Annotated in this window: 23 protein-coding genes and 1 tRNA gene; 6 read left to right on the top strand and 18 right to left on the bottom strand. The window is 66.9% G+C overall.

All coding sequences use genetic code 11. From position 1 onward, the window contains the following. Positions 1-95: 95 nt before the first annotated feature. Positions 96-734 (top strand): MBL fold metallo-hydrolase, encoded by a 639-nt coding sequence (locus tag AADH62_RS06760; RefSeq protein WP_228178103.1) that lies wholly within the window; start codon positions 96-98, stop codon positions 732-734. Positions 735-749: 15 nt separating this feature from the next. Here AADH62_RS06760 and AADH62_RS06755 read toward each other — a convergent pair whose 3' ends face one another. Next, complete coding sequence (locus AADH62_RS06755) at positions 750-1,406, bottom strand: hypothetical protein (RefSeq protein WP_292733974.1); 657 nt, start codon at positions 1,404-1,406, stop codon at positions 750-752. On the opposite strand from AADH62_RS06755, the gene AADH62_RS06750 reads away from it, so the two are divergent. Further along, positions 1,399-2,031: a hypothetical protein gene (locus AADH62_RS06750; protein WP_292733976.1), complete on the top strand. Its 633-nt coding sequence runs from the start codon at positions 1,399-1,401 to the stop codon at positions 2,029-2,031. The two genes, AADH62_RS06755 and AADH62_RS06750, sit on opposite strands and share 8 nt — an antisense overlap. Before the next feature lie 27 nt (positions 2,032-2,058). On the opposite strand, the gene AADH62_RS06745 is transcribed toward AADH62_RS06750, so the two are convergent. Genes AADH62_RS06745 through AADH62_RS06735 form a run of 3 tightly spaced genes read right to left on the bottom strand, consistent with a single transcriptional unit; the run spans position 2,059 to position 3,679 of the window. Next, positions 2,059-2,367, bottom strand: a complete 309-nt coding sequence (locus tag AADH62_RS06745) for a DUF6510 family protein (protein ID WP_292733978.1) — start codon at positions 2,365-2,367, stop codon at positions 2,059-2,061. Further along, entirely contained in the window at positions 2,364-3,089 is a 726-nt protein-coding gene (locus AADH62_RS06740; RefSeq protein WP_292733987.1) for an FAD-binding oxidoreductase, read from the bottom strand. The genes AADH62_RS06745 and AADH62_RS06740 overlap by 4 nt, the downstream gene beginning before the upstream one ends. Further along, entirely contained in the window at positions 3,086-3,679 is a 594-nt protein-coding gene (locus tag AADH62_RS06735) for a sulfite oxidase-like oxidoreductase (protein ID WP_292733981.1), read from the bottom strand. Before AADH62_RS06735 ends, AADH62_RS06740 begins: the two co-directional genes overlap by 4 nt. Positions 3,680-3,824: 145 nt before the next feature. Here AADH62_RS06735 and AADH62_RS06730 point away from each other — a divergent pair, with 145 nt between their 5' ends. The 3 genes from AADH62_RS06730 (at position 3,825) to AADH62_RS06720 (ending at position 7,344) form a co-directional block, all read left to right on the top strand. Beyond that, entirely contained in the window at positions 3,825-4,694 is an 870-nt protein-coding gene (locus tag AADH62_RS06730) for an NYN domain-containing protein (protein WP_292728481.1), read from the top strand. A gap of 171 nt (positions 4,695-4,865) precedes the next feature. Next, positions 4,866-5,522, top strand: coding sequence for an alpha/beta hydrolase (locus AADH62_RS06725; RefSeq protein ID WP_341578799.1), 657 nt, complete (start codon positions 4,866-4,868; stop codon positions 5,520-5,522). Positions 5,523-5,742: 220 nt separating this feature from the next. Beyond that, positions 5,743-7,344 carry an ABC-F family ATP-binding cassette domain-containing protein gene (locus tag AADH62_RS06720; RefSeq protein ID WP_292728471.1) on the top strand — a complete coding sequence of 534 codons (1,602 nt, stop codon included), beginning with the start codon at positions 5,743-5,745 and terminating at the stop codon, positions 7,342-7,344. A gap of 16 nt (positions 7,345-7,360) precedes the next feature. Here AADH62_RS06720 and AADH62_RS06715 read toward each other — a convergent pair whose 3' ends face one another. The 8 genes from AADH62_RS06715 to AADH62_RS06680 all read right to left on the bottom strand — a co-directional run bounded on the left by AADH62_RS06715 (position 7,361) and on the right by AADH62_RS06680 (position 16,131). Next, positions 7,361-8,230, bottom strand: a complete 870-nt coding sequence (locus tag AADH62_RS06715; RefSeq protein WP_228178093.1) for an AraC family transcriptional regulator — start codon at positions 8,228-8,230, stop codon at positions 7,361-7,363. A 330-nt stretch (positions 8,231-8,560) separates the two neighbouring features. Further along, a tRNA-Gln gene (locus AADH62_RS06710) sits at positions 8,561-8,632 on the bottom strand. A gap of 84 nt (positions 8,633-8,716) precedes the next feature. Next, entirely contained in the window at positions 8,717-10,237 is a 1,521-nt protein-coding gene (gene gltX / locus AADH62_RS06705) for a glutamate--tRNA ligase (RefSeq protein ID WP_341578798.1), read from the bottom strand. Positions 10,238-10,288: 51 nt separating this feature from the next. After that, a complete protein-coding gene (locus AADH62_RS06700) occupies positions 10,289-11,536 on the bottom strand; it encodes an MFS transporter (protein ID WP_341578946.1) in 1,248 nt (415 codons plus the stop codon). A 2-nt stretch (positions 11,537-11,538) separates the two neighbouring features. Next, positions 11,539-12,318: a fumarylacetoacetate hydrolase family protein gene (locus tag AADH62_RS06695; RefSeq protein WP_228178090.1), complete on the bottom strand. Its 780-nt coding sequence runs from the start codon at positions 12,316-12,318 to the stop codon at positions 11,539-11,541. Next, positions 12,315-13,433: a branched-chain amino acid aminotransferase gene (locus AADH62_RS06690; RefSeq protein ID WP_341578797.1), complete on the bottom strand. Its 1,119-nt coding sequence runs from the start codon at positions 13,431-13,433 to the stop codon at positions 12,315-12,317. The genes AADH62_RS06695 and AADH62_RS06690 overlap by 4 nt, the downstream gene beginning before the upstream one ends. 72 nt (positions 13,434-13,505) lie before the next feature. Next, on the bottom strand, positions 13,506-14,558 hold the full coding sequence (locus AADH62_RS06685; RefSeq protein ID WP_228178089.1) for a 3-isopropylmalate dehydrogenase: 1,053 nt from the start codon (positions 14,556-14,558) through the stop codon (positions 13,506-13,508). After that, a complete protein-coding gene (locus AADH62_RS06680) occupies positions 14,521-16,131 on the bottom strand; it encodes an MFS transporter (RefSeq protein ID WP_341578796.1) in 1,611 nt (536 codons plus the stop codon). Before AADH62_RS06680 ends, AADH62_RS06685 begins: the two co-directional genes overlap by 38 nt. Positions 16,132-16,209: 78 nt before the next feature. Between AADH62_RS06680 and AADH62_RS06675 the strand changes: the two genes are divergently transcribed. Beyond that, entirely contained in the window at positions 16,210-16,758 is a 549-nt protein-coding gene (locus AADH62_RS06675; RefSeq protein WP_341578795.1) for a helix-turn-helix domain-containing protein, read from the top strand. On the opposite strand, the gene serA is transcribed toward AADH62_RS06675, so the two are convergent. From serA to AADH62_RS06645, 6 genes are all read right to left on the bottom strand, one after another. Beyond that, on the bottom strand, positions 16,755-18,359 hold the full coding sequence (gene serA, locus AADH62_RS06670) for a phosphoglycerate dehydrogenase (RefSeq protein ID WP_341578794.1): 1,605 nt from the start codon (positions 18,357-18,359) through the stop codon (positions 16,755-16,757). The two genes, AADH62_RS06675 and serA, sit on opposite strands and share 4 nt — an antisense overlap. A 150-nt stretch (positions 18,360-18,509) precedes the next feature. After that, complete coding sequence (locus AADH62_RS06665) at positions 18,510-18,908, bottom strand: bacitracin resistance protein (protein WP_341578793.1); 399 nt, start codon at positions 18,906-18,908, stop codon at positions 18,510-18,512. Continuing rightward, the gene (locus tag AADH62_RS06660) at positions 18,905-19,432 is read right to left on the bottom strand and encodes a DNA polymerase III subunit gamma/tau (RefSeq protein ID WP_341578792.1); all 528 of its coding nucleotides are present in this window, start codon (positions 19,430-19,432) and stop codon (positions 18,905-18,907) included. Before AADH62_RS06660 ends, AADH62_RS06665 begins: the two co-directional genes overlap by 4 nt. A gap of 119 nt (positions 19,433-19,551) precedes the next feature. Beyond that, the gene (gene ilvC, locus AADH62_RS06655; RefSeq protein WP_228178083.1) at positions 19,552-20,577 is read right to left on the bottom strand and encodes a ketol-acid reductoisomerase; all 1,026 of its coding nucleotides are present in this window, start codon (positions 20,575-20,577) and stop codon (positions 19,552-19,554) included. Positions 20,578-20,664: 87 nt separating this feature from the next. Beyond that, complete coding sequence (gene ilvN, locus AADH62_RS06650; RefSeq protein ID WP_228178082.1) at positions 20,665-21,174, bottom strand: acetolactate synthase small subunit; 510 nt, start codon at positions 21,172-21,174, stop codon at positions 20,665-20,667. A gap of 3 nt (positions 21,175-21,177) precedes the next feature. Continuing rightward, complete coding sequence (locus AADH62_RS06645; RefSeq protein WP_228178081.1) at positions 21,178-22,980, bottom strand: acetolactate synthase large subunit; 1,803 nt, start codon at positions 22,978-22,980, stop codon at positions 21,178-21,180. Positions 22,981-23,002 lie beyond the last annotated feature (22 nt).

Genomic DNA, 23,002 nt, shown 5'->3' with positions numbered 1-23,002 from the left:
GTTCGATTATGCCATGCATCCGAACGGCCGGCCAAATCGACGCGAAGACCGCAGCGGGGTTGCCTCGAGCCCCGTCGCGAGGGTTGACTCGGGATATGCGAGTCACGAAGCACGAGCACGCTGCCCTCACGATCCGCGACTCCGGTAAGACGCTGATCGTCGATCCGGGATCGTTCACCGATCCGCTCCCGGATGACGGCGATGTCGTGGCCATCGTGCTCACGCATGAGCACCCCGACCATTGGACACCGGAGCATCTGCGTCGCATCCTCAGCAACGCACCGAAGGCGCAGATCATCGGGCCCCAGGGCCTCGCCGACGCCGCCGCGGGGTTCGATGTCACGGTGGTCTCGCCCGGCGACAGCATGAAAGTCGGCCCGTTCGAGCTCGAGTTCTTCGGCGGCAAGCACGCCGTCATCCACGAATCGATCCCCGTCATCGACAACGTCGGTGTGCTGGTGAACGACCGTCTCTACTATCCGGGCGACTCGTACGAGGTGCCGGAAGGACGGAACGTGAAGCTTCTGGCGGCTCCTGTCGGCGCGCCGTGGTTGAAGATCGGGGAGGCCATGGACTTCGTCCTCGCTGTCGCTCCACGGATGTGCTTCGGAACACACGACATGACGCTCTCGATCATCGGACGCACGATGGGGCGTCAGCGTCTGCGGTGGGCGACCGAGCAGGGCGGGGGCGAGTTCCTCGAACTGGATGCCGGAGCCTCGGTCGACATCTGAGGCCGCCGCTCCCGATCAGCTCGCGCTGAGGTCGCTTCCCGTGTCGGTGGGTTCGCGCACCCAGATCTCGACGACGTCGCCGCGAGCGACAAAGCGCACGACGCCGCCCTCGTCCAGGGGCGCTGCCAGCGGCATGGGGATGTCGGGATTCACGCGGAAGTCGACGACCGGGTCCAGGGGTGCGGGCGTGCAACTCCCGTTCCCCCACAGCTCCCCCCAGGCGACAATGAGGCACCGTGCACCGACAGCGTTCGTGCCCGTCCACATCGTCACGCCTTGCACCTGCTCGTACTGCCGGAGGTTGCCTGCGTCCACGTCAAGAGCCCGTTCCGCCTGACGGATCCACGCCTCGGTCGGGTCAACCGGAGCGTCGCGGTCGACGCCGGCAATGAAGTCGGGTCGATCCGTCCAGACAGCAGGTAGCGCAAGCCCGAGTCCGAGCCCGACCGCGAGCGCGAGTCCGGCCGCACCGAACACTCCCGGGTGCCGCCACCACGCTGCTGCCGGAGGCGGCAGCAGCGGCTCCTCGGCTGAAGTCTCGGTCCCCAGCGAGGGGTTATCGCATGCACCGGCCCCGTCTGCCCCTGAGAGCACGCCGCCGCCGGACGTCGTCAGCGGCGTGTCAGCAGTGTCGTCCGTCTTGGATTGCCTGGCCGCCGAGGTGGTGACCATCGCCTATCCCAGCGATATCAATCCGGTTGCCGGGGGCGTCTCAGACATGGGCGGCATGGGGCCGGGCGGGCAGGGCGGTGGAGCACCCGGATTCGGAAGCGTCCCCGGCGGCGGTCCGGGACAGGGGGCGGGAGCGGCCCCGGGTAACGCACCGGGTCAGGCTGACAGCGTTCCGGGACAAAGCCCCGGGCTCGGGCCGCGACAGGGAGGTGCGGCATCCGGACAAGCGACCAACGGCGCCGCCGGAAGCATAACCAGCCGGGGCGGCGCGGCATCCAACGACCTGATCGCCTGGCTACAGCAGAACCAGGATGACGCGGATTACCTGGTCGCGTCCTTCGGTGCTCAAAGCGCTGCAGGAATCATTCTCGCGACCGATGGCGGATCGGTGCTGCCGATCGGTGGCTTCAACGGCAACGATGCAGTCCCCACGCTCGACGAGTTCCGGGCACTCATCGCCGACGGCAGCCTGCGGTACGTGCTGGCCACCGGCATGGCAGGACAGGGTGCGAGCACTCCCTCAGGCGGAACGTCGACGACCTCGGCACAGATCCGCGAGTGGGTCGAGGCAACGTGCGAGACGGTCGCCGACGCACCCGACGTCGTCTACGACTGCGCTCCGTAACCGTCGGGGAGCGGAGGATCCATGGATTCAGCGCGCGCCACGCTGCACCGTCATCTGACAGCTTGCGCCATCGATGACGAGGTCGTGCGCACTCCAGCGCACGGTGAGCGTGGTGTGCGTGCAGCGGCGACACCGCACGATCGCGGATGTCGGTGCCAGCTCGACCGCCGCTTCGGCGAGCGCTACAGCGTCGGCGCATGCCCCGCAGGTGAGCGTGAGCGTTTCGGCTGCAGCGCCAAAGGCCTCCTCGAGAATGCCGACGAGGGCGTTCCCATCGACCAAGCTCGGCCGCGTGGCTGCTGGTAGATCGGGCAGCGGATGTGTGGTGGCGGTCATGATCCTCCTCCGAACCGCTCCGTGCGGATGCGCTCGGCTCGATACCCCAACGAGACGAGCGCCCCGGCGACGAACTCGACGAACGGCGTCGGCCCACAAACGAAGCTGACCGGGTCGACGGACGCCGGGTGCAGCGCATCGGCGAGCGCAGGAGCGCTGAGCCGGCCGACGGTACCAGACCAATCGTCGGGAGCCGCGCGCGTGTACGCCCAGGTTGCCGAGATCCGCGGCGCATCGAGCGCGAGCAGTTCGTCTCGGTACATCGCCCGGTCGGCATCCTTCACCGAATACACGAGACGCATCGACGCCGAGGCGTCTGCAGCCACGTGCGCGCGCACCATGGCGATCAGCGGCACGATTCCTGATCCGCCGGCTATCAGCTGAACCGGCGACGGGTCGGTCGCGTCCCAAACGAAGTACTGACCGAGCGGTCCCTTCGCTTCCATCTGGTCACCGGCGCGCACGTCCTCGACCAGGTAGGGAGAGACCTCACCGTCCTCGACCTCGTCGACGCCCAGCTCAACGGCGGTGCCGGAACCGAACGACGCGATCGAGTACGACCGCACCGCCTGATAACCGTCCTCGGCGGTCAGGCGAAGATCCAGGTGTTGTCCTGGCAGGTTCCCCGGCCACTCAGGAACGTCGAGGACAAGAGTGCGGGCGCCGAACCCGGCGGGGCGCACCTCCAGCACGGATGCCGCAAGCCAGGCCCCAACCGTCACCAATACCGCTCCTCGCGCCACGGATCGCCGTGCATGTTGTAGCCGTTCTGCTCCCAGAAACCCGGTTCGTCGCGGCGCAGCAGCGACAGACCACTGACCCATTTGGCGCTCTTCCAGAAGTACAGGTGCGGCACCAGCAGCCGGGCGGGACCACCGTGTTCGGGGTCGATCGGTGCGCCGTCGAACTCCGTCACCACCCAGGCGTTTCCGCCGAGCAGGTCCAACATCGGCACGTTCGTCGTGTACCCGCCGAAGCTGTGCGCCATCGCCGCCTCGGCATCCGTCTCGACGCCCGCCAGGAGCGTGTCGACCGAGACGCCTCGCCAGGTCGTGTCGAGCTTCGACCAGCGCGTCACGCAGTGGATGTCGGTGTGGATGTCTTCGAACGGAAGCGCACGGAACTCATCCCACGTCCATGCCCGCGATCCACCCCGTTCGTCACGAACAGTAAAGCTCCACGCACTCGTGTCGATGCGCGGCGTCGGGCCAGCCGACAGCACCGGGAAGTCGGTCGTCAGGTACTGCCCCGGCGGCAACCGGTCGTTCGTTCCGCGCCGACGAGCACCGAAACCGCGAGACACGGGCGACATGGGCGTCCTCCGCTCCACCACCGATGCTGGCATCCTACGGATCCTCCGCGATCTGCGGAAAAGCGCGACCCGTGTGGGCCGACGGATGTCGAGACTAGGCTCGGGGGGAAGCAGGCGGGCGCCCGTGGACCCACGAGGAGTGAGCATGGCTGAGAGAACCGACCCACGCGTAGCCGTGTATCTGGACTTCGACAACATCGTGATGTCCTGGTACGACACCGTACATGGCCGCAACGCCTACGGCAGGGACCGGCAGCGCATCGCATCCGATCCGACCGAACCGGAGATCGCGGAGCGGTTGGCCGCAGCCACCGTGGATCTCGGCGCGATCATCGACTACGCGGCATCCTTCGGCACACTCGTGCTTACGCGGGCATACGCGGACTGGTCGTCGCCTGTCAACGCCGAGTACCGTTCGCAGCTCGTTGCTCGCGCGGTCGATCTCGTGCAGCTGTTCCCGGCCGCTGCGTACGCGAAGAACGGTGCCGACATTCGGCTCGCCGTGGATACCGTCGAGGACATGTTTCGGCTGCCCGACCTTTCGCACGTGGTGATCGTCGCCGGTGATTCGGATTACGTGCCGCTCGCGCAGCGCTGCAAGCGCCTCGGTCGCTTCGTCGTGGGAGTCGGCGTTGCAGGCTCCAGCGCCCGCTCCCTCGCCGCGGCCTGTGACCGCTTCGACACCTATGACGCTCTCCCCGGCATCGAGCGCCAGCCGGCGAAGGATGCCGAAGACAAGGCGTCCGGCAAGACGCGCCGCAGCCGCAAGAAGTCCGCAGATCCGGGCGCCGAGCTTCTCGAGCGGGCGTTGCGGCTGGAGGGCGACCGCGAGGGCACGGACTGGCAGCACGCGAACGTGGTCAAGAGCCTGATAACGCGCCTGGATCCCGGCTTCAGCGAGCGCGCCCTGGGCTTCCGCAGCTTCACGGAGTTCATCAAGGCGCATCCGCAGGTCGCCGAGATCGACGAAACCGAGAACATCGTGCAGATCCGTCTGGCTGCGGGCACGCGCTGAGACCTACACGACGGACCAGACGCGGGGATGGACCCAGCCGCGCAGGTCGGATAGCATCGCCCCGGATCGGGGAGGTCACATGATTGACGCTGCACTGCTCACGCTGCCGAAGATGTCACTGTCGTAAAGGAGATCGACGGGCTGAGCTACATCTCCCCCGACGATCCCGCGATGCCGTCATACCGGGTCATTGCGAACAATCGCCAGCCCGTTGCGCTCCGCGACATGATGATCCTCCCGGTGCGCACGGGCTACATCGGTGCCGACCGCATCCGCAAGCCCGATCCGGCGCTCATCCCACCCTCGGCCGAGGAAGCGGTCCCCGACGTGGAGGAGACGACGGTCTACCTCCCCGTGCGCAACGGATATGTCAGTGCTCAGGTCTACCGGCCGCACGCCGTTGACCAGGATGCCGCGCTGCCCGTCATCCTGTATGCCCATGGCGGCGGGTTCACGGTGGGCTCAGACTTCGACACCGCCTACATCACTCGGCGTCTGGCGCGCGATAACTCCGTCGTCGTCGTGTCGACGAACTATCGGATGGCTCCGGAGTATCCCTTCCCCACGCCCCTGAACGATGTCGCCGACGTCTATGCGTGGCTCGTGCGGGAGGCGGGCCGAGTCGGCGGCGATCCGTCGCGCGTCGCCGTCGCCGGCGACTCGGCGCGGGAGTTCGCATCCCTGGTTGAGAAGGCAGGCTCTCCCACCGACGGCTACTGGCCCGCGGGGATGCCGCACGGCTTCTACTTTTTCCCGGGTGTCCATCCCGAGGGTGACGTCGCCTTCGAACGGTGCCGTGAGTTCCTCGCGAAGCACCTGTCCCACTAGGGAACGCGAAAGGCGCGTTTGCGTACAGCGGCGGCAGTGGCATACTGAGGTCGCACTCCTGCGGCATCCGCTGCTCGTGAGAGGGAGTGAACGGCAAGGAAGAGACATGACAGGTTCGGGCTTCAGCATCCCCTGCTGACCGGACCATCCTCCCTTTCTGCGGACCCGTGTCAGCGTCACCCCTGACTTCGTCAGGAACCGACACGTTCTGGAGTTCCGCATGCCTGCCCCCATTCCTTCCGTCGTTCTGCACGACCTCACATTCAGCTGGCCCGACGGCCACCGCGTTCTCGACGCCGTGTCGGGTTCGTTCCCACCCGGCTCGACGGGACTGGTCGGCCTCAACGGTGTCGGCAAGTCGACGCTGCTGCGCCTGATCGCCGGGAAACTCCGGCCGACGTCGGGATCCGTCCAGGCGGCAGGCGTCGTCGACTATCTGCCCCAACGGACGGATGCCGACCCTAGCCATACCCTCGTCGATCTTCTCGGCATCCGTTCGATCGTGGACGCGATAGCCGCGATCGAACGGGGAGCGATCAACCCCGCCCTGTTCGACACGATCGGCGCAGACTGGGACATCGAAGAGCGAGCGATCGCCACCCTGAGCGCTGCGGGCGTCGACATCGACGACCTGAACCGACCCGTCACGACGATCTCGGGCGGGGAAGCGACAGTCGCCGCGCTCGCCGGCATCCGGATGCGTGGAGCCGACATTGCGCTGCTTGACGAGCCGACGAACAATCTCGACGCCCACGGACGGACGCGAGTCCACGACCTCATCGGCGCATGGGGCGGTCCGGTGATCGTCGTCAGTCACGATCTCGAGTTGCTCGAGCTGATGCAGCACACCGCTGAGTTGCGGGCCGGTTCGCTGACGCTGTACGGCGGTCCGTACTCCGCGTTCCGAGAGCAGGTCTCGCGGGACCAGGAGGCGGCCGAGCGCGCGGTACGCTCCGCGGAGCACGCGGTGCGCGTCGAGAAGCGGCAGCGCATCGCCGCAGCCGAGCGTATCGCGCACAGCCAGCGGCAGGGGAAGAAGGATGCCGCCAACCGCAAGTACATCGGCGCCGTCGTCAATGACCGACGCAACTCTGCCGAAAAGACCCAAGGAAAGCAGCGCTCGTTGCTCGATGATCGGATGCAGTCGGCGCAGCGCTCGTTGCAGGAGGCCGAGTCACGCATCCGTGATGACGACCGCCTTGGCATCGACCTTCCCGACCCGGCCGTCCCTCCAGGCAAGCGGATCGCCGAGTTCACGGGGAGCGACGGGCGCACGATCATCATCCAGGGACCGGAGCGCATCGCGATTACGGGACAGAACGGGGTCGGCAAGACGACCCTGCTGGAGGGGCTTATTTCCGGCGTGGCGGCGGCGCCTGGGACGGCCGCGGCGGTCGCGCACGTTCACCGCATCGGCAAGCTCTCACAACGGCTCGACAACCTCGACGACGCTGCATCCGTTATGGAGAACGTGACACGGGTCGCCCCCCACGTTCCGCGAGTTGAGCTTCGCAACCGGCTCGCGCGGCTCCTCGTACGCGGCACCATGGTGGATCGGCCCGTCGGAGCCCTCTCGGGCGGCGAGCGCTTTCGCGTCGCGCTCGCGCAGGTGCTCCTCACCGACCCGCCACCTCAGCTGATCGTGCTCGATGAACCGACCAACAACCTCGACCTTCAGACCACGGAGCAACTCATCGATGCGCTCGGCGCCTACCGCGGGGCGATCATCGTGGTCAGTCATGACCGCGGATTCCTGGATCGGCTGAGGCTGGACGCTGAGTTCGAGCTGGATGCCGCAGGACTGCTGACCGCGATGCGGTAGGCGCCGAGCAGGTGACCTATGAGCGGCGTGCGATCGGCATCCAGAGCTCCGTCGTTGCGGTACTGAAGTCGTCGGCGCGTTCGAGGACGGCGACGATCGAGGGACCGGGACGCAGCTGCCAGGGGTTGGCGGGGAACCAGTCCGACGCGGAGGCCGCGTAGGCCTCCTGGAGCGCTGCGGGGTACGGTCCTGACGTGCGGAACACCGCCCACTCCCCTGCCTCGACCTCGATCACATCAAGATCGTCGGGCACGGGGGCCTCAGCATCCAGTGCGACGCCGTGCAGGTAGGTGAGCTCGGTTCCCTCCCGGTAGTCCGGATCGACGCCGTCACTCACCTGCAGCAAGCCGCTCGGTTCGGTGCTGCTGAGCCCCTTGAGTCGGGCGTGTTCGCTCTCAGGCAGTGCGGCGATGTACGTCTGGATGTGCGGATTGATTCCTTCGTTGATGAGCGGCACGCGAGCGGCGTGTCCGACCAGACGGAACGCGGGGCGTTCGGCGATGCGCGTGTCCATGGTGGTGTTCCCTTCGACGGTCAGGCGGAGCCTGAGTTTCGGTTGCGTACGAAGGGGACCGCCACTCACGCGCACCTCGGCGGGCGTCGAGCCGTGGACGGCGCGAAACGCCCGGCCAAAGGCTTCGGTCGACCCGTACCCGAACCGCACCGCGATGTCGAGCAGCGGGTCACCGGCGACGACCGCCGCAGCTGCCACCGTCATCCGTCGCCGCCGCACGTACTCCGACAGTGGCATCCCGACCAAAGACGAGAACATCCGCCGCAGGTGGTACTCCGTCACGCCCGACTCCCGCGCCAGCGACGCGACATCGAGGTCTTCGGATAGATCGTCGTCGATGACATCGATCAGTCGATTGAGTTCCGCGATCATGGGGCCTCCTTCGACATCCAGCCTGCGAGAGTCGACCCCGCGCGCGCCCGATCGTTCCGGTCCGGTTCGATCGGCCTAGGTGGGTTCCGTCGTGCGTACGAGCCCGCACCTGACGCACGACCATGCGACGAGGAAACGTTCATCGTCGAGGATCTCGTACCGTAGCCGGTCGCCGCACGTCGGGCACTCCCACGCCTGCGACTCACGACTTGTCACGGGCTCAGCCTAGGCGCCCCCGAGGGCTCGCGACGGCGCGCCCTCGACGGGGGTGCGTCGCACGCGCGGGTCATCATAAACGACGAAACCTGCGGAATCCTGCGAAAACTACTGCTGGGGTACCTGGACTCGAACCAAGAACAACTGAACCAGAATCAGCCGTGTTGCCAATTACACCATACCCCAAGGGTTCCCGCCGGAACGGGCGCCAAGGGTCAAGTCTAGACGACGCGAAAGGCCCCGCCAAACCAGACCCGGCAGCGGCGCGTCTCAGCTCGCGGCGAGGTGATCGACGAGTGCCCCGAAGCGGCGGACCGACGCATCCTTGCCCAAGAGTTCCATGGACTCGAACAGCGGCGGCGAGACGCGACGGCCGCTGAGTGCGACCCGCAGCGGTCCGTAGGCGACGCGCGGCTTGAGACCGAGGCCCTCGCTGAGCGCAGCAGCGAGGGACTCCTGAATCGCGGCGGCAGTGAACTCCGCCTCGGGAATCAACTCGATCGCACCCACACCGGCCACCAGCACCTCACCCGCGTTGGCAGGCAGAGACGCGAGGGCGTCGTCCTCATAGGTGACGGCATCCGTGAAGAGGAACCCGAGCAACCCGGGAGCGTCACCGAGCAGCTGCATCCGTTCCTGCACGAGCGGGGCGGATGCCGCGAGCATCTCCAGCTGCGCGTCAGTCAGCGGATCCGACACGACCCCGGCGGCGACCAGGTACGGAATCAGACGGGAAGCGAAGTCTTCGGCTTCCAGCATCCGGATGTGGTCGCCGTTGATCGACTCTGCCTTCTTCTGATCGAAGCGAGCGGGGTTCGGGTTGACGTCGGCGATATCGAACGCGGCGACGAGCTCGTCGAGCGAGAAGACATCGCGGTCGGGAGCGATCGACCAGCCGAGCAGGGCGAGGTAGTTCAGCAACCCCTCGTGGATGAAGCCCTTCTCGCGCTGCAAGAACAGGTCTGCCTTCGGGTCGCGCTTGGAGAGCTTCTTGTTGCCCTCCTCCCCCAGCACGAGCGGCATGTGGCCGAACCGGGGCACGAAGTCGGTGACGCCGGCGGTCACGAGCGCGTCATAGAGAGCGAGCTGGCGTGCGGTTGAGGGCATCAGATCTTCGCCACGGATGACGTGAGTGATGCCCATGAGAGCGTCATCGACCGGGTTCACGAACGTGTACAGGGGCACGCCGCCGGCCCGCACAATGACGAAGTCGGGGAAGGACCCGGCCGGGAAGGTGACCTCGCCGCGGATGAGGTCGACGTAGGTGAGGTCGTGATCGGGTACGCGTAGACGCCACGCGGGCTCACGGCCCTCGGCGCGGAACGCTGCTTTCTGCTCGTCAGTGAGGTCGCGGTCGTAGTTGTCGTAGCCGAGCTGCTTGGCACGCCCGTTCGCCTCGTTGCGCGCGTCGATCTCTTCGGCTGTCGAATAGCTCTCGTACACGACGCCGGCATCGATGAGCTTGTCGAGCACGCCGCGGTAGATCTCGTGGCGCTGGGACTGCCGGTAGGGCGCGTGGGGACCGCCGACCTCGACGCCCTCATCCCAGTCGATCCTGAGCCACCGCAGCGCGTCGAGCAGCTGGTTGTAGCTCTCTTCGGAGTCCCGGGCGGCATCCGTGTCTTCGATGCGGAAGATGAGCTTTCCCCCGTTGTGCCGCGCGTAGGCCCAGTTGAACAGCACCGTGCGCATCAGCCCGACGTGCGGTAGACCCGTCGGTGACGGGCAGAAGCGGACCCGAATGTCGGATCCGGTGGCGGTCGTGGTGGCTGGATGCGGCGTCCCGGGCATAGATATCAAGTCTAAGTCCGGCGCGGATGCTGCACCTGCGCCTCGGTACGACTACGCGACCTGACGGATGCGGCCGTACGGCGCGAGTAGCACTGTCGCGATCACGGCGACACCGACAACCAGCGCGAGCCCCGTGAAACCGATCCACCCGAGGACGACGCCCGAGGTGATCGCACCGACGGCACCGACGAGGCTCATCGAGAGGTCGTTGCGCCCCTGACGCGTGGTGCGTCGCTCCTCCGACGACGATTCGGTCAGGAGGGCCGATCCGGCCACAGTCGCAGCGCTCCACCCCAGGCCGAGCAGAATGAGCGCGACGGTGACCGCCGTGTTCGACTCCGCGCCGAAGAAGACCGTCACCAGGGATGCCGCGAGCAGCGCCTGACCGACCATGATCGTCGGAATGCGGCCCACGCGGTCTGCCAGGATGCCGAAGACCGGCGAGAGCGCGTACATCCCCGCGATGTGCAGACTGATCGTCAGACCGATGATGGTCAGACTCGCGCCGTGATGGAGCATGTGAACCGGCGTCATCGCCATGATCGAGACCATGACGCCGTGTGCGGCGGCATTCGTGAAGATCGCGTAGCGAGCCGACACCGGACGGTCGGGCTTGACGATCTGCTCGACCACCCGGTCGCGGCGCCGCTGCGCCACCGTCTGCGCGACCAGCAGCGGATCCGGCCGAAGAGCGAACAGATACACAATGATGCTCAGCGCTTGCGCGACGATCGTGAAGACGTACGGTCCCGTCAGGGGCGGCATCCCCAGGGCGTCTCCGATCGCCTGGCCGGGTTGCACAAGATTCGGTCCGAGCACGGCGCCGATGGTCGTCGCCCACACGACGATCGACAGATCGCGGCCACGCGTGGCATCCGTGGCGAGATCGGCGGCAGCGAAACGCGACTGCAGGTTCGCGGTCTGACCCGCTCCGACGAGCCCGAAGGCCAGCAGAAGCAGCGGGAACGACCGAACGGCCGCCGCCACCACGACCAGCGAAACGCCTACGAGCGCGATCGCCATTCCTGACGCGAGCGAGATCCGTCGGCCGCGCCGACGCGCGAGGGCAGCAAGCGGCACCGCCAGCGCGGCGGTGCCGAGGGTCACACCCGCCGCAGCCAGCCCCGAGAGCGACTCGTCACCGGCGATGTCGGCGGCAAGCACCGCACCGAGGGAGACTGTCGCTCCAAACCCGAGCCCGCCGAGCACTTGGCCTGCCGAGAGCACCCAGACGGTCCGACGCTGGATGCCGGCGAGTTCGCTCGCCTCCTGGCGATCGTCGACCCAGCCGTCAGACAGTGTCACCGGCGCGGCTCCGCATCCCGCGCGGTGTTGCGCAGGATGCCGAGCCCATCGATCTCGACCTCGACGACGTCTCCGGACACGAACGGGCCGACACCGGCCGGCGTGCCGGTGAGGATGACGTCCCCGGGCAGCAGTGTGAACGCAGCCGACACATACTCGATGATCGCCGGAACCGAGTGGATCATGTCGGTGATCGCGCCGCGCTGACGGACCTCGCCGTTGACGCGTGTGGTCAGTGTCGCGCCGCCCGCGAGGTCGAACTCGGTCTCGATCACGGGTCCGAGCGGGCAGAAGGTGTCGAAGCCCTTCGCACGCGACCACTGGCCGTCAGAACGCTGCAGGTCCCGCGCTGTCACGTCGTTGCCGATCGTGTATCCGAAGACGTGGTCCAGCGCAGCATCCGCCGACACGTTCTTCGCAATCCGGCCGATGACAACGGCGAGTTCCCCCTCGTAGTCCGTGCGCTCCGACTGCCACGGGCGCACGATCGGCTCGTCCGGCCCGATCACCGCCGTGTTGGGCTTCAGAAACAGCAGCGGCTCGCCGGGTGCCTCGCTCCCCATCTCCGCGGCGTGATCGAGGTAGTTCTTACCGACGCACACGACCTTCGAGCGCGGAATGACCGGAGCGAGCAGCGTGACCTCGCCGACCGGCACGCGCTCCCCCGTCGTCTCGTAGCCGGCGAACATCGGGTCACCCGCGAGCACCACGAGCTCGCCCTCGTCGAGGATGCCGTAGGCGATCGCATCCTCGTGTCGGAACCGCGCGATTCTCATGCCTGGGAGCGGGCGTCGAGGCGGTGCATCCAGCCGTGGCGGTCTTCGGCGTGGCCGTACTGGATGTCGGTGAGTTCCTGTCGCAGCTCAAGCGCGAGTGAGCCGACGGGCTGCTGGTCGACGAAATCGCGTCCCTTGAGCACACCGATCGGAGTCACGACGGCGGCGGTGCCGCATGCGAAGACCTCGACAATGTCACCGGATGCCACACCCTCGCGCCACTCTCGCAACGAGATGTTGCGACCCTGCACGTGAAGCCCGCGGTCAACCGCCAGCTGCAGGATCGAGTCGCGCGTGACACCTTCGAGGATCGAGTCCGACTGCGGCGTCACGACCGTGCCGTCCTTGAAGACGAACACGATGTTCATTCCACCGAGCTCTTCCACGTTGCCATCCTGATCAAGGAAGACCACCTGGTCGCACTCGTTCTCGTAGGCCTCCGACTGCGGCAGCAGGCTCGACGCGTAATTGCCGCCGGTCTTGGCGGCCCCGGTTCCGCCCTTGCCGGCGCGGGAGTAGTCCTCGCTCAGCCAGATCGACACGGGGGTGACGCCACCCTTGAAGTACGCGCCAGCGGGGCTGGCGATGACGTAGTAGCCGACCTTGTTGGCAGGACGCACGCCGAGGAAGGCCTCCTTGGCGAACATGAACGGGCGCAGGTAGAGGCTCTGGTTCTCACCAGACGGAACCCAGGCGCCGTCGACCGCGACGAGCTCCTCGAGCGACTGGATGAAGTACGACACCGGCAGCTCGGGAAGGGCCAGCCGCCGCGCGGATCGCTGCAGCCGGCGACCGTTCTGGTCGGGACGGAACGTGTGGATCGATCCGTCGGCGTGACGGTAGGCCTTGATGCCCTCGAAGACCTCTTGCGCGTAGTGCAGAACAGCTGCTGCCGGGTCGAGCGAGAGCGGACCGTAAGGCTTCACCTGCGGGCGGTGCCACCCGCCGCCGACCGACCAGCAGATGTCGACCATGTGGTCGGTGAAGTGCTGACCGAAGCCGGGGTTGGCGAGAATCGCCTCGCGCTCGGCATCCGTCTTGGCCTGCAGGTTCCGCATCACCTGGAACTGCAGGGGTGCAAGGCCAGCGTCGGGGTCGGCGTCAAGAAGAGTCATGTCGAAATCCAGTCGTTCGTGCGCGGCGGTGGCGGATCCGTCCGGCGCGGCAAGGAGCCGAGTGCTTCCAGGCTACGCCTGCAGGCGGGCGACGATCGCGTCACCGATCTGCGCTGTTGTGCGAGCGGCCTCGCCCCGGGAAGCGATGTCCTCTTCCACCGCGCGGGTGACGCGGGCGGAATCGTCGTGCAACCCGAGGTGATCGAGAAGCATCGCGATGGACAGAATCGCAGCAGTGGGGTCGGCCTTCTGCTGACCCGCGATGTCGGGCGCCGATCCGTGGACGGGCTCGAACATCGAGGGGAACGCGCCGTCGGGGTTGATGTTCCCCGAAGCGGCAAGGCCGATGCCTCCGGTGACGGCGCCGGCCAAGTCGGTGAGGATGTCGCCGAAGAGGTTGTCGGTGACGATCACGTCGAAGCGGTCAGGGTTTGTGACCAGGAAGATGGTGGCCGCATCGACGTGCAGATAGTCTACGGCGACGTCGGGGTGCTCTTCTGCCACCTCGCGCACGATTCTCTGCCAGATTCCGCCGGCGTGCACGAGCACGTTGGTCTTGTGCACGAGCGTCAGCTTCTTGCGGCGTCGTTCGGCCAACGCGAACGCGTAGCGCACGACCCGCTCAACACCGAAGGCCGTGTTGACGGATGTCTCGTTCGCGACCTCGTGCGGCGTGCCCTTGCGGATCGCGCCGCCGTTGCCGACGTAGGGACCCTCTGTGCCCTCGCGGACGACCACGAAGTCGACCTCACCGGGGTTCGCAAGCGGGCCCGGCGCACCAGGGTAGAGCTTCGAGGGCCGCAGGTTGACGTAGTGGTCGAGCTCGAAACGCAGCTTGAGCAGCAGTCCGCGTTCGATGTTCGCATCCTTCAGGCGAACGTCTCCCGGAACGCCGCCCACCGCGCCGAGCACGATCGCATCGTGCTGCTTTATGGCCTCGAGGTCAGCATCCGTGAGCGTGTCGCCGGTCTCGAGGTAACGCGCGGCACCCAGCGAAAACGGGGTCTTCGTGAACCGGATGTCGCCGCCTGCGGTCACCGCATCGAGAACCTTCATGGCCTCGGCGACAACCTCGACACCGATGCCATCACCGGGGATGACGGCTAGCTTCACCTCGCGCGACATTGCTCTCCTCGTTCTCGGATCGCGCCGCCTGATTCACAGATGACGGCGCCGATCCCAGCGTAGTGGCCGCGATAACGGCAGCCAGGACCATGAGACCGGCCCCGACCGCGGCAGTGACCGCAACGCCCGAGTCGAAGGCAGCTGCCGCGGCAGCACGCAACGCGTCGGCGATGGGGGCAGCGAGCTCGCCCGCCGTGACGTAGGCGCCGGCGAGCGTTTCCCGCGCCTGCGCGGCGAGGTCAGTGGGCACTCCCGCGGGGATCGCGAGTCCCGACCGGTACGAGGCGGTGAGGATGCTGCCCAGCACAGCGGTTCCGAGCACGGCGCCGAGCTCATACGCCGTCTCAGAGACAGCGCCTGCCGCCCCCGCCTTGCTCGGCGGGGCGCTCGCCATGACGAGCTCGTTCGACACTGTCTCGGCGGCACCGATTCCGATGCCGAGCAGCACACTGGCCAGCAAGAGCCAGCCGAGGTCACCGCTCCCCGCTGTCGCCGCGACGAGGAGGTAGCCGCTCATCGAGAACATGAGCGCCGCGGGAACCACGATGCGCGGTGGAATCCACGACGCAATGGGCACGACGAGAAGCCCGGAGACGATGACCGACGCCAGTGACGGCACGAGCGCGAAGCCCGCTTGCACCGGCGACAGGCCGACGATCAGTTGCAGATGCTGAGCGATGAAGAACATGAAGCCGACGAGCGAGATGACACTCAGCAGGTTCACCAGCAGAGCACCGCTGAAGGTGCCTCGCGTGAACAGCCGCATGTCGAGCATCGGGGAGCGCGCGTGCAACTGCCGCCGCACGAACAGGATGCCGAATCCGATGCCCGCGGCCACAGCGACGACGATCGTCGGTGAGAATCCGTGGACCGCGAACTCCTTGATGGCCCACACGATCGGCACCATCATCGCCATGGACAGCACGATACTGACGGCGTCGACGCGTCCGGCATCCGGGTTGCGGCTCTCGGGAACCAGCAGCGGCGCGAGCACCAGCAGCGGCACGAGCACGGGTACCGCCATGAGGAACACGGATCCCCACGAGAAGTGCTCCAGGAGGACTCCCCCGACGATCGGGCCGAGCGCCGCACCGGCCGAGAACATCGATGCCCAGATGGCGATCGCGAGGCGTCGCTGACTGCGGAGGGTGAAGATGCTGCGTAGCAGCGCAAGTGTCGAGGGCATGATCAGCGCACCGAACAGACCCATCGCGGCGCGTCCCGCGATCAGCCACTCTGCGGAGGGGGCGAAGGCCGACAGCGCCGACACTGTGGCAAACCCGGTGGCGCCGATCAGCAGCATCCGTCGCCGACCGTACCGGTCGCCGAGGGTTCCCATCGTCACCAGGAGGCCGGCGAGCACGAGCGGGTAGGCATCGATGATCCACAGCTGCTGCGCCGCGGTGGGTTCGAGTGCGAGCGCGATCTCGGGCAGTGCGAAACTCAGCACCGTGTTGTCGACCGAGATCAACAGCACGGGCAGCATCAGCACCACCAGCGCAGCCCAGCCACGCCAGGTCACCGGACGCCCCTCGCTTTCGGCGATGCGGATGTCTTCGGTCAGGGTCGTCATCATGTCACCGTCAGAATTTCTATACCGTCTGGCTGGTATAGTAACAGCCATGGAGACTGCCTGGCTAGCATCGAACGCATGAGTCGTCCCCCGCACGCCCGTGAGAAGGTGCTCGACGCATTCGAGTCACTCCTCATCGCCGAGGGCGAGCGCGCCGCCACCATGGATGCCATCGCGCGCGCCGCCGGGGTCTCCAAGGGTGGCCTGCTCTACCACTTCGCGTCGAAGGAGGCGCTCGAGGCGGCGTTGCTCATCCGACTCGAGAAGTGCGTCGACGAAGACCTCGCCCGCATGACCTCCTCAGAGGAAGGTCCCGTCGCCTATTACGTGCGCACCTCGGCGATGGACGGCACCGCGCTCGACAGAGCGATCCTCGCCGTCTCTCGCCTCGCGCAGGCCGGCCGGGGCGCCGCGAGCGATGCCCTCCGAACTGTCCGGGAGCGCTGGGCCGACACTCTCCGCCCGCATGTCGCCGACAAGACCGCGCTCGATCTCGTCATGCTGATCAGCGACGGCGTCTACTACAACAACGCGCTCCAGCACGATGGCCTGGCAACGCCGGTCCCCCGCGATGCCGAGATGGATGCCTTGGTTCAGCTCATCGCGCAGGCAACCGCTCCGCGCTAGGGTTCGACGATCTCGATCTGACGGAACAGGTCGGCCCCGACCGCCTCACGCATCTGGTCGAGCAGCTCGTCCGGCACTGCTGCGTCGACCGTGAGCACCGAGAGAGCACGCCCGGTGGCATCCGGATGCGCGACCTGGAGCCCCTCGATGTTGATTCCGGCGTCACCGAGCTTCCTGGCGTAGATCGCGACGATGCCCGGACGGTCCTGGTAGCGCATCACGACGTGGTGGCCGGCGATCGGTACCTCGATGTCGTAGCCGTTGATGGCGACGATCTTCGGGACCATGCGCGTCCCGGCGAGCGTTCCCGCGACGCTCAACGTCGTGCCATCCGACATGGTGCCGCGCAGAACGGTGAGGTTGCGGTACTGAGGGCTGTCGGCCTCGACGATCATGCGGGTTTCGATGCCGCGCTGCTCAGCGAACAGCGGCGCGTTCACGTAAGACACGTTCTCGCTGACGATGTTCGTGAAGATGCCCTTGAGCGCCGCGAGCCGGTACACGCTGACATCGAACGCGGCGAGTTCCCCGCGAACCTCGATGTCCAGCGAGGTCAACGCGCTGTGGGTCAGGCCCGTGAAGTACTGCCCGAGCATCTCGACAAGCCCGATACCGGGACGCACGAACGGGTCGATGACGCCGCCGGCGACGTTGACCGCGTCCGGGACGAGATCGCCTTCGAGCGCGAGCTTGACAGACTTCGCAACCGAGACGCCGGCCTTCTCCTGCGCCTCATCGGTCGAAGCTCCGAGGTGTGGCGTTGCGACGACGTTCGGAAGGGCGACGAGTTTCGCTGCCGCCGAGTCGGGCTTGGGCGGCTCGGCGGTGAAGACATCAAGTCCGGCACCGGCGATCTGGCCGGCGGTGAGAGCCTCGAGCAGCGCCTCTTCGTCGAACAGTCCACCGCGAGCGACGTTGACGACGTACGCCGTGGGCTTCATCGCCGCGAGCTGCTCGGTGCTGATCATGCCCGTCGTCTCGGGCGTCTTCGGCATGTGCACCGTGAGGAAGTCGCTCTCGCGCACAACCTCGTCGAAGCTCAACAGCTCGACACCCAGCTGCTGGGCACGCGCAGGGGTGACATAAGGGTCGTACCCGACCAGACGCACACCGAAGGCCCGCAGACGCTCGGCGACCAGGGCGCCGATCCGGCCGAGGCCCAGGATGCCGACGGTCTTCTCGAACAGTTCCGCGCCCGTGAACGAGCTGCGCTTCCACTGACCCTGTGCGAGGGAGGCGTGGGCGGCGGGGATGTGGCGGGCCAGGCTCAGGATGTGCCCGACGGTGAGTTCCGCGGCCGAGATCACGTTGGACGTCGGTGCGTTGACGACCATGACGCCGGCGGCAGTCGCTGCCTTGATGTCGACGTTGTCGAGCCCGACGCCCGCGCGGGCGATCACGCGAAGCTTCTGCGAGGATGCAATGGCCTCGGCATCCATCTTCGTCGCCGAACGGATGAGGACGGCGTCCGCGTCGGCGAGAGCAGCAAGCAATGCGGGCCGGTCGGTGCCATCGACGTTTCGGACGTCGAAGTCCGGACCGAGGGCCTCGATCGTGGCGGGGGACAGTTCTTCGGCGATCAGCACGACCGGTTTGGACACGGGTGGATCCTTCGGAGCAGACGCGCACGAGTGAATCGCACGCAGGATGACGGTAATGCCACGCCGCACGCCATGACGACGGGCCTTCGCCAGCCTATCGCGGGCGCGCCCACCGTCCCGACCAGATGACGTGCCGATGGTCCCGTCGGCTCAGCCTCCGAGAAGCGATGCGCCGTAGACGGCGGCATAGGCGATGACGTTCATCCAGAACACCGCGACGATCCCCAGGCCCGACAGCATGATGAGCGCGAAGGCTCCGGCGCGTCGCTTCCACCCGATGGCAAAGGCGAGGGCGAACACGATGATCGGGAAGGCGATGGCTGTCAGCAGCAGGGCCCAGCCGCCGCCGTTGAGTCCGAGCGGGCCGGTGGCCTGCGAGATCAGGAAGGCGACGGCGTTCCAGACGGCATAGGCGTAGAACAGGCCGAAGAAGCCGGCGATCGTGGCGATGAGCCACACCGGGAGGGCGGTGCGACGTACGGCCGGTGCAGACGCCGTCGAGGATGACGACACCGAGGTTTCGGTCGGCTCGTTGGTGTTCTCGCTCACTGTCCGATCGCCCCCACCATGATGAACGGCCACGGCAGCACGAGCAGCGCCCCGAGGACAAGAAGCAGTATCCGAACCCAGGACCGACCGCCTCGCGTCAGCAGCAACACCGTGACGAACCAGATGAGCGGGGTCAGCACCGCTAGCCACAGACTCACCTGATAGGCCAGCGGCGCGACGAGGAACTCGGCGTACTGCTGCAGCCGCAGGCCCCCGATGATCCACCCGATGCTCTCGAGGGCGTACACGCCGCCGAAGACGCCGAGGATGATGAGCGCAGCGTTGCTCGGGCCTGCTGCGGGTGCGTCGTCGGTGTCGGCATCCGCCCGCTCCGCTTCCGGCGCGGGAGCTGCAGCATCCGAGCGAGAGTCGGATTCGGCATCCGCGGCCGGCGCTGACGTCGGGGCGATCGCCTCGCTCCCCTTGCCGACGGCGACGTAACCCGGGGGCAGCGAGGGACCCGCGTCGAGCGTCGGGTCGTCATCCCCCCACGAGAGGGCGTCGTCGTCGCGGTCGGTGCTCACGAGTTCAGCCTACCCACGACCGAACCCACACGTCCCGGCCCGAACCCACTGAGCTGCTCGCGCAGAACAGGTGGGTTCGGGGCCGGAGGTGTGGGTTCGGCGGAAGAGGGGTGTGAAGATCAGCGCGCGGCCGAGCCCTCCACGTAGTCCTTGTCCTGCTGCTTCCACGAGAACAGCGAACGCAGGTCCTTGCCGACGGCCTCGATCGGGTGCTTCGCAGCCTTCTCGCGCAGCTCGAGGAACTCGACGGCGCCGTTGTCCTGGTCGTTGATGAACCGCTCGGCGAACGCACCGGAACGGATGTCGGCGAGAACCGCCGCCATGTTCTCCTTGACGTGCGGGTCGATGACGCGCGGGCCCGAGACGTAGTCGCCGTACTCGGCGGTGTCCGAGACGCTCCAGCGCTGCTTGGCGATGCCACCCTCCCACATGAGGTCGACGATGAGCTTGAGCTCGTGCAGCACCTCGAAGTAGGCGATCTCAGGCTGGTAGCCGGCCTCGGTCAAGGTCTCGAAGCCGTACTGGATCAGCTGCGACACACCACCGCACAGCACTGCCTGCTCGCCGAAGAGGTCAGTCTCGGTCTCTTCCGTGAAGGTCGTCTTGATGACGCCGGCGCGCGTACCGCCGATGGCCTTCGCGTACGACTTCGCGAGCTCCCAGGCGCTGCCCGAGGCATCCTTCTCGACAGCGATGATGTCGGGGATGCCGCGACCTGCGACGTACTCACGACGAACCGTGTGGCCGGGAGCCTTCGGGGCGATGAGGATGACGTCCACACCCTCGGGAGCCTCGATGTAGCCGAAGCGGATGTTGAAACCGTGCGCGAAAGCGAGGGTCTTGCCCGGTGCGAGGTTGGGCTTGATCTCGTTGTTGTAGATGCCGCGCTGGTGCTGGTCGGGCGCGAGGATCATGATGACGTCGGCCCATGCGGTGGCGTCGGCGACGGACTTGACCTCGAAGCCGTCCTCCTGCGCCTTGGGCGCGGACTTCGAGCCATCCTTCAGCGCGATGGCGACCTCGACGCCCGAGTCACGCAGGTTCTGCGCGTGGGCGTGGCCCTGCGAGCCGTAGCCGACGATGGCGACCTTCTTGCTCTGGATGAGGGCGAGGTCGGCATCCTGGTCGTAGATCATTTCGGCCATGGGGGTGTCTCTCCTTGACTGTGCGATTGTGGTCGTTTGTTCTCGCCGAGCCCGCTCAACGACCGGGAGCGGATCGGCGTGGTCTTCTCAGCCCCGCAGGACCCGTTCGGTGATGCTCTTGCCGCCGCGGCCGATCGCGAGCATGCCCGACTGGGCGAGCTCCTTGATACCGAAGGGCTCGATCGCGCGCAGGAACGCCTCAACCTTGCCCTTATCGCCGGTGATCTCGACGACCATCGCCTCGGGAGCGTAATCGACCACCGATGCGCGGAACAGGTTGATGACCTCGAGCACGCTGGAACGGCTCGCATTGTCGGCACGCACCTTCACGAGCATGTGCTCGCGCTGCACGGATGCCGCGGGGTCGAGCTCCACGATCTTGATGACGTTCACGAGCTTGTTCAGCTGCTTGGTCACCTGTTCGAGCGGGAGCCCTTCGACATCCACGACCACCGTGATCCGGGACAAGCCCGGCACCTCGGTGACGCCCACGGCGAGAGATTCGATGTTGAATCCACGGCGGGCGAACAGGCCCGCAACGCGGGTGAGCAGGCCGGGCTTGTCTTCGACCAGAAGGCTCAGCACGTGACTTGTCATGGCTCAGTCCTCCTGATCGAAGGTCGGGGCGTGCTCACGCGCGTACTGGATCTCACTGTTGCCGACACCCTGGGGCACCATCGGCCACACCATCGCGTCTGCCGACACGACGAAGTCGATGACGACAGGGCGATCGTTGGTCTCCAGCGCAGTGCGGATTGCGTCGTCGATCTCGTCTTCCTTCTCCACGCGCAGGGCGAGGCATCCGTAAGCCTCAGCCAGCTTCACGAAGTCGGGCACGCGTGCGGTGCCGTGGCCCGTGTTCAGGTCGGTGTTGGAGTGGCGGCCGTTGAAGAACAGCGTCTGCCACTGGCGCACCATCCCCAGCGACGAGTTGTTGATGATCGCAACCTTGATCGGAATGTTGTTGAGAACGCAGGTGGCAAGCTCCTGATTGGTCATCTGGAAGCATCCGTCACCGTCGATCGCCCACACCACACGGTCGGGCTCGGCAACCTTCGCGCCCATCGCCGCCGGAACCGCGTAGCCCATCGTGCCCGCCCCACCCGAGTTGAGCCAGGCGTTGGGGCGCTCGTACTTGATGAACTGGGCAGCCCACATCTGGTGCTGTCCGACGCCCGCTGCGTAGACGGCCTCGGGGCCGGTGAGCTCACCGATCCGCTGGATCACCTTCTGGGGCGCCAGGAGTCCATCGGTCGTCGGGGCGTATCCGAGCGGGAACTCGCTGCGCAGACCCTTGAGGTAGGCCCACCACTGGCTGGTGTCGGCACGGCCCGCGTCGGCGTTCGCGCGGAACGCCGCATCCAGATCGACGAGAACCTCGCGCAGATCACCCACGATCGGAACGTCAGCGGCACGGATCTTGGAGATCTCGGCGGGGTCGATGTCAACGTGGATGACCTTCGCGTGCGGCGCGAAGTGCGATGCCTTGCCGGTGACCCGGTCATCGAACCGGGCACCGAGCGCCACGATGAGGTCGGACTCCTGCAGCGCCAGCACAGCGGGGACCGTGCCGTGCATGCCGGGCATGCCGAGGTTCTGCTCGTGCGAGTCGGGGAACGCACCCCGGGCCATGAGCGTGGTGACAACCGGCGCGCCGGTAGCCTCTGCCAGGGCGAGCAACTGCTCCGAAGCGCGGGAGCGGATGATGCCACCGCCGACGTAGAGCACCGGCTTCTCGGCCTCCGCGATCAGCTGAGCCGCAGCCTGGATCTGCTTCCCGTGGGCTTTGGTCACCGGCCGGTACCCCGGCAGATCGATCTGCGGCGGCCAGATGAACGGCGCCTCGGCCTGCTGGGCATCCTTCGTGATGTCCACCAGCACGGGACCGGGGCGACCCGTCGAGGCGATCTCGTAGGCAGCCGCGATCGCGCCGGGGATGTCTTCGGCACGCTTGACCAGGAAGGAGTGCTTCGTGATCGGCATCGTGATCCCCACGATGTCGGCTTCCTGGAACGCATCAGTGCCCATGAGGCTCGAGAAGACCTGGCCCGTGATGCACAGCAGCGGCACGGAGTCCATGTAGGCATCCGCGATCGCCGTGACGAGGTTCGTGGCCCCCGGCCCCGACGTCGCGATGGCAACACCGACCTTGCCAGATGCCGACGCGTACCCTTCGGCTGCGTGACCGGCACCCTGCTCGTGTCGGACGAGGATGTGACGAACTGCCTCGTCGTCCATGAGTGGGTCGTAGACGGGCATGATCGCGCCGCCGGGAAGGCCGAAGACATCGGACACTCCCAGGAGGTCGAGCGAACGGACGACCGCCTCAGCGCCCGTCATCACAGGCGCCGAGGCGCTGCGAGCGGGGGGCCGGGGCACGGCCGTGGCGATGTCGGAAGACATGATGATTCCTTGCGATGGATGT

Origin of the sequence: Microbacterium schleiferi, from assembly GCF_038150145.1 — a bacterium.
GTDB classification, from domain to species: Bacteria; Actinomycetota; Actinomycetes; order Actinomycetales; family Microbacteriaceae; genus Microbacterium; species Microbacterium schleiferi_B.
The sequence above is the reverse complement of the archived record's forward strand: the minus strand, read 5'-3'. Positions and strand labels throughout refer to the sequence as shown.

Excerpts from the sequence above, each read along its gene's own strand:
- AADH62_RS06755 (WP_292733974.1), bottom strand. The coding sequence starts at position 1,406 with ATGGTCACCACCTCGGCGGCCAGGCAATCCAAGACGGACGACACTGCT.
- gltX (WP_341578798.1), bottom strand. The coding sequence starts at position 10,237 with ATGCCCGGGACGCCGCATCCAGCCACCACGACCGCCACCGGATCCGAC.
- AADH62_RS06690 (WP_341578797.1), bottom strand. The coding sequence starts at position 13,433 with ATGACTCTTCTTGACGCCGACCCCGACGCTGGCCTTGCACCCCTGCAG.
- AADH62_RS06675 (WP_341578795.1), top strand. The coding sequence starts at position 16,210 with ATGAGTCGTCCCCCGCACGCCCGTGAGAAGGTGCTCGACGCATTCGAG.
- AADH62_RS06760 (WP_228178103.1), top strand. The coding sequence starts at position 96 with ATGCGAGTCACGAAGCACGAGCACGCTGCCCTCACGATCCGCGACTCC.
- AADH62_RS06745 (WP_292733978.1), bottom strand. The coding sequence starts at position 2,367 with ATGACCGCCACCACACATCCGCTGCCCGATCTACCAGCAGCCACGCGG.
- AADH62_RS06725 (WP_341578799.1), top strand. The coding sequence starts at position 4,866 with ATGCCGTCATACCGGGTCATTGCGAACAATCGCCAGCCCGTTGCGCTC.
- ilvC (WP_228178083.1), bottom strand. The coding sequence starts at position 20,577 with ATGGCCGAAATGATCTACGACCAGGATGCCGACCTCGCCCTCATCCAG.
- AADH62_RS06645 (WP_228178081.1), bottom strand. The coding sequence starts at position 22,980 with ATGTCTTCCGACATCGCCACGGCCGTGCCCCGGCCCCCCGCTCGCAGC.
- AADH62_RS06730 (WP_292728481.1), top strand. The coding sequence starts at position 3,825 with ATGGCTGAGAGAACCGACCCACGCGTAGCCGTGTATCTGGACTTCGAC.
- AADH62_RS06680 (WP_341578796.1), bottom strand. The coding sequence starts at position 16,131 with ATGACGACCCTGACCGAAGACATCCGCATCGCCGAAAGCGAGGGGCGT.
- AADH62_RS06735 (WP_292733981.1), bottom strand. The coding sequence starts at position 3,679 with ATGTCGCCCGTGTCTCGCGGTTTCGGTGCTCGTCGGCGCGGAACGAAC.
- AADH62_RS06685 (WP_228178089.1), bottom strand. The coding sequence starts at position 14,558 with ATGTCGCGCGAGGTGAAGCTAGCCGTCATCCCCGGTGATGGCATCGGT.
- AADH62_RS06720 (WP_292728471.1), top strand. The coding sequence starts at position 5,743 with ATGCCTGCCCCCATTCCTTCCGTCGTTCTGCACGACCTCACATTCAGC.
- AADH62_RS06715 (WP_228178093.1), bottom strand. The coding sequence starts at position 8,230 with ATGATCGCGGAACTCAATCGACTGATCGATGTCATCGACGACGATCTA.
- AADH62_RS06695 (WP_228178090.1), bottom strand. The coding sequence starts at position 12,318 with ATGAGAATCGCGCGGTTCCGACACGAGGATGCGATCGCCTACGGCATC.
- ilvN (WP_228178082.1), bottom strand. The coding sequence starts at position 21,174 with ATGACAAGTCACGTGCTGAGCCTTCTGGTCGAAGACAAGCCCGGCCTG.